The sequence below is a fragment of the Bartonella jaculi genome, from assembly GCF_039543045.1.
Taxonomy (GTDB): domain Bacteria; phylum Pseudomonadota; class Alphaproteobacteria; order Rhizobiales; family Rhizobiaceae; genus Bartonella; species Bartonella jaculi.
The window spans coordinates 1-3791 of record NZ_BAABIZ010000058.1 but is presented as its reverse complement, the minus strand read 5'-3'; the positions used below and the strand labels follow the sequence as shown (position 1 = coordinate 3791).

Annotated in this window: 3 protein-coding genes; all 3 read left to right on the top strand. The window is 40.6% G+C overall.

Annotation, left to right across the window (positions count from 1 at the left end; genetic code table 11):
* Nucleotides 1–110 precede the first annotated feature (110 nt).
* Entirely contained in the window at nt 111–1529 is a 1419-nt protein-coding gene (locus ABD915_RS08975; protein WP_345117519.1) for a hypothetical protein, read from the top strand.
* 8 nt (nt 1530–1537) lie between these two features.
* Nucleotides 1538–3643, top strand: coding sequence for a glycine zipper family protein (locus tag ABD915_RS08970; RefSeq protein WP_345117517.1), 2106 nt, complete (start codon nt 1538–1540; stop codon nt 3641–3643).
* On the top strand, nt 3640–3791 hold a 152-nt coding region (locus ABD915_RS08965), incomplete at its 3' end, for a transglycosylase SLT domain-containing protein (protein WP_345117521.1). The genes ABD915_RS08970 and ABD915_RS08965, both read left to right, overlap by 4 nt.

Sequence of the window (3791 nt, the reverse complement as noted above, 5' to 3'; positions counted from 1 at the left end):
GCAAGTGATTTTGATTGATTCAACATAGACAGATTTGAAATGAGAGAATCTTACGGTATTCGAGACTCTCATTCAATATGAATAACGCTAGATTATCATTATAAATCAATATGTTGTCTGGAGCAGGAACAGGGGCGGCATTGCGATATGGACCTCATATTTTTAGATATCTTTATCCTCGTGTGGCACCCAAAGCGGTTACAGGAGCACAAAGATTAGGACAATTAATGAAACCAAGCCCGAAGAATCCTTTGTTTATTACTACTGCGGTTGGAGCTGCGATGGACCCAACGACAGCATATGCACCAACTGGACCAAAGTTACCGAATATACCGCAACCACAAGAACCATTACCTCCTAATATGGTTTCTGGAGCGGAAATGCCTTTAGGTGTAGGTAATCACTCTCCTATGCCAAATGCAATGGAGGATAATCTACAAGAACTTAAACCTAAAGTTGATGTCCCTCAAGCACAACCATTAGCGTCCACATCACAAACACCGCCTTCTGAACCCACAGATTTAGATAAATTTTTACAATCCAATACTTATAAGTTTTTTCAATCAGATGCTTACCAGAAGCTTAAAGATCTTTTTGCAGGTATGTCGGCAGCACCGTCCGGTGGTTCTGGATGGGATGCGCTTGCAAGTGGTGTGAAGTATCTTAATGAAGGCGATAAGCAAAGAGGTAAAGTTAACCAAACCGTCGAATATCTGAAGTCTAAAGGCTACAGTGAAGAAGAAGCGCGGGTTATGGCAAGTAATCCTCAGATGCTTAGTGCATTGCTCACAAATTCTGATCAAGAAAAGCTCAGTCCTGGATTTAGATGGTATACCAATCCAGAGACAGGTGAACGTGAACAGAGACCAATACCAGGGTCACCACAGGCATTGGAGTATGAACAAAAGAAAAAAGAAATAGAAGAGTGGGAAAGAAATAAGAGGCAGATTGCAGATGAAGTTGCATTAGAAATTGATAATGGGATGGATGCAGTTAATCATGCCATTAACCTTATAGAGAATAATCCAGATTGGGCTGCTGGTAAGGGTGGTACTTTTGCTCAGATTTTCCCGAGTACTGATGCTAGAACATTAAAAAATCTATTCACTCAGATTCAAGGCGATGTCTTTAAGCGAGTGATTGCATCGATCAAAAGGCAAAGTAAGAATGGAAGTGTAGGTGTTGGTCCATTATCTGATTCAGAAAGCAAGTGGCTTGTGTCATCTTATGGTACTTTAGATATTAGTGATAAGCCTGAAGTATTACATAAAACGCTCTTAAAGATTAAAAAGATGCTTGGACATTTTCAAGAACTGAATGCGGAAGAAATTTATAGGTTATCAAATGCAATGGAAGTAAGACAGCGTCCCAAATCCCCTGCTAGGTCTTCTACCAATAAGCGGATGCAGCAAGGAGGCAGTGCAAATCCACTTATTTTGAAAAGTGTAGAAGAGGTTGAAGCTCTACCACAAGGAGTAGAGGCTTTTATTATTGATGCAAATGGTAAAGTGGTTCCTGTAATAAAATAGGTTGTGCTATGTCTGAATATAAGAATTATGATAAGTCACTCTTACCTGAGTGGGCTAGGAAATTAAAGGTAATTGGTCCACCTCAAGATATTTCAAATTTTCAAACAACAACAGATTATCCTGAATATAAGAATTATGATAAGTCACTCTTACCTGAATGGGCTGGAAAATTAAAGGTAATTGGTCCACCTCAAGATATTCCTAATACTCAAGAAACACCTCATGATATTTCATTTGATGATAAAGATCTTAGTTGGTTAGATGCGGTTATGAGATATATCGCGTCTGGAGCAACGGCGGGTTATCTTGATGAAATGAAAGCAGTAAATGAAGCAGGTCTTACGGATTATTGGAGCGGCAATAAACGAGCAGAAGAGATCTATAACAGAAGAGTAGCAAAGGAACGCGCCTACCAAAAAGCATTGGAAGAGAAACATCCATGGTGGTCTCATGGTGCTTATATTGTTGGGTCCATTTTACCAACAGCAGCATCATTTATCCCCGGGCTAGGACTTTTAAGAGCAGGCTCAGTGGCATCATCAACATTTGGTAAACTTGGTAAGGCGGCACTTTTAGGAGCAGGTTCTGGTGCTTTACATGGCTCTGGGGCAGGAGAAGGCTTTGGTGGTCGCCTTGTTTCAGCAGGGATTGGTGGTGGTATAGGAGCTGTAGCTGCTCCTGTTGGTTCTCTTGCTGGTACAGCTGTTTCTTCGTTTTTAAGTAAAGCGAGACAAGGGGTGCAATCTCTCCCTTTCGTCAGGGGGCACTATAATCCTGCTTATAAAGATGTTCAAACCAAAGCGGTTAGGGAAGTTGCTAAAACATTATATGATGATGGTGTTGAGAGTGTTGCAGAGCGTCTTGCAAGTGCACCGCGCCACGCATTTTTGACAGATATTAGTCCAAATTTAGAAATATCACTTGCTAATATGGGGACAGCAAATACGCGTGTTTCTGAACTTTTGCAACGAGCACACGAGGGACGAGTGCAGAATGCTATCCACCGTATTGGTCAATCGGCAGATGAAAACATTACCCCTCTTCAAGATACGAAAGTTTTAAAAAGGGCACTTCAAGAGCAAGGAAAAAGAGAATATGATCCGCTTTATGCACGAGTGCACCGTACTCCAGTAGGAAAAGAGCATTATGCGGCTCTTAATGATCTTTTTGAAAATGAAGCATTTCAAGAAGCAGTTGAGCGAGCAGTTAAAGTCTTAAAAAAGGACCGTCGTAATGCAAAACCAGAAATGTTTTATTCGAGAGATTTTAGGCACATTAATTATAAGCCTACGATGGAGTTATTAGATCAAACTAAGAAGTCTCTTGATTACCTTCGTGATAAATATCATAATTTTGGCGATGATCAAATGGCTTCTGTATATCAATCGCTTAAGAGAGACTTAGTAGAAATAGCAGACCAGATTTCCCCTACTTATAAAGCAGCACGTGGTAGTGTAGCAAAATATGAAGGTTTTGAAGAAGCGATAAAACAAGGCAAAAACATTGCACAGAGAGATGTTTCAGGAGAGGGGATTGCAGAAGGTCTTCGTAAAGGGGCGATGCCAAATGGTCTCAATACCTATCGCGTAGGTATGAGAGACTATATAGATGACATAATAAAAGGTCCGAATGCTATTAGAAACCTTTCCAATATTTTACAAACGGGTCGTATGTCTGATAATCTTAGCAGGTCTTTAAATTCTAAAGAACTTAATGCTTTGAGAAAAGCAGTAGATAGCGAAAGGTTCTATGAAGATGCCGCTAAAAGAGCAGTAAAACCGTTTCAAGGAACACCTGAACCTTCACCTTTGACAGGTGTTAATATGCCTTATGGAAAAGTTAGTGCAGCACGTGCAGGGGCAAAAATTACACAAAATATTTTATCTGATACGATTAAGCAATTGCCTCAAAAAGAAAGGCAAATACTTGAACGTGATATAGCGAAATTAGCAACTTTTGGCGTTAAAGGTATGAAGCAGCAGGAAGTTGCTCAAATGATACAAAGGTTCATAGATTTGCATAAAAAGGGAATTGGTCGTGAAAAGTTCTGGCATTTTGTTTCTTCATTACTGATGGGGGAAGTGGGTAGATGGACAAGGAGTAAGATTCAATGACCCGCTATAGTCCAGCTGTTCATCAAGCGATACGCCAAACAGCAGCGCGTTATGGTTTACCCGAAAGCTATTTGTATCGTGTTGCGCAAGTGGAGAGTGGAGGCAATCCGAACGCAAGGAATCCACGTTCTTCTGCGGGTGGGTTATA

Excerpts from the sequence above, each read along its gene's own strand:
- ABD915_RS08975 (WP_345117519.1), top strand. The coding sequence starts at position 111 with ATGTTGTCTGGAGCAGGAACAGGGGCGGCATTGCGATATGGACCTCAT.
- ABD915_RS08970 (WP_345117517.1), top strand. The coding sequence starts at position 1,538 with ATGTCTGAATATAAGAATTATGATAAGTCACTCTTACCTGAGTGGGCT.